Here is a 1,750-nt window from a genome sequence, read left to right as displayed (position 1 = left end):
AAGATGGCTTCCCCTCGGCAGTTCATCAGGGCTAAATCAACCTAGCCGACGTGTCCGGCGAAACGGGGTGCACTCCATGTATCCGTGGCATCCCTGGTCCGGGCGATTTGTTCACGTTCATGAGGCGCTGTCGAAGGGGACGCATATTTTCCGGTGCAGCCTTTCTGGTTCTTCTTCTGGCCGACATCTTGAAGTCCCAGCATGGATGTTCGACCGTTCCTTGAGCGGATATTGGCGCAGCCTGCCGGTTCCGCACGTCGATCTTGCAGCCCTCCATGTTTTGGCAAAGTTACTGGACGACGCTGATACCTCATCGCAATCTGGGGGAATGAGCGCAGCATTGATCTCTCACGAAGCGAGTCGGAGAGATGTCCATGCCAAATCAACCCATGACATATCAGTTCGATCTATTCTTGAACCCGCGCCAAAAGGCGATAGCAGGAATGCCGCAATGGCCGGAGTTGCCGGAGGAGACCCGTCAAGCGCTGACGGGGCTCATCGTACGGCTATTCATCGATCACGCAAACTGCCGGCACGTCTCCCAGCAAAAGGAGGCCGGTCATGATACATGAGAAGATCGGCCGACATCATCTGGAGCGGAAGGCTATTCTCTATGTTCGACAGTCCTCGGCTCATCAGGTCCTGCACAATCGCGAAAGCAGCGCCCTTCAATACGCCATGCGTGACCGGCTGGCAGCGCTTGGATGGTCACACATAGAGACAGTGGATGACGATCTCGGTCGTTCAGCCGCTGGCGGCGTGACCCGCGTCGGATTTGACCGGATGGTGGCGGAAGTATGCCTTGGCAAGGTTGGCGCGGTGGCCGCGCGTGAAGTCTCACGCTTCGCCCGCAACAGCCGCGATTGGCAGCAACTCATCGAGATGTGCCGCGTCGTCGATACCGTGCTGATCGACCAGGAAGCTGTTTATGCGCCGCGTCAAGGTAATGACCGTCTGCTTTTGGGCCTGAAGGGTAGCCTTAACGAGTATGAGCTCGACCTATTGCGTCAGCGTTCCCTTTCAGCCCGCTATGAGAAGGCTCGCCGCGGTGAACTCGTCGTCACTGTCCCGGTCGGCTTTGTAAAGGCCGGTGACAGGATTGAGAAGGATCCCGACCGACGCGTCCAGGAAGCCATTGCACTCGTCTTCAACAAGGTTGCCGAGCTCGGCAGTGCCCGGCAGGCTTTGCTGTGGTTCCTCGAACAGGGGCTGGACCTGCCGGTCAGGCGCACTGATGGCGATGTCATTTGGCGCAGGCCAAATTATGCAACGATCCATAGAATGATTGCGAATCCGATCTACGGTGGCGCGTACGCGTATGGTAAGAGTCGATCAGTGCTCCGATACGATGGCCGGCCTGGAATTCGTCGCAAGACACGTGATGAATGGCTGGCACTGATCCCGGATGCACATGAAGGTTATGTGAGTTGGGAACGGGCGGAGGAGATCCGCAAGATGATCAGTGACAACGTGCCAGCCAGTCGCCATCATGGAGCGCCGAAGCATGGCGATGCTTTGCTTGCTGGCCTTTTCCGTTGCAAGAGGTGTGGTCGGAAGCTGACTGTTCGGTACACCGGAAACAATCATAACATTCCGCGCTATTCATGCTGGCGCGGGCTGCTCGACAATGGCGAGCCTCGCTGCATTGCGTTTGGTGGTCTGCGGGTTGACGATGCTGGCGCGCGCATGACGGTTATCGGCCCGGTAGCACCTGAACTGGCGCAAGCGATGGTGGCGGCCTTGCGAGGTC

General features: G+C 57.8%; 1 protein-coding gene. It reads left to right on the top strand.

Annotation, left to right across the window (positions count from 1 at the left end; translation table 11 throughout):
- Window positions 1-561: 561 nt before the first annotated feature.
- Window positions 562-1,750, top strand: a 1,189-nt coding sequence (locus tag FIB18_RS24590) for a recombinase family protein (RefSeq protein WP_140023478.1), incomplete at its 3' end; no start/stop codon positions are given.

It is taken from the genome of Brucella pecoris, assembly GCF_006376675.1.
Classification (GTDB): Bacteria; Pseudomonadota; Alphaproteobacteria; order Rhizobiales; family Rhizobiaceae; genus Brucella; species Brucella pecoris.
This window is presented reverse-complemented; position numbering and strand designations above follow the sequence as displayed.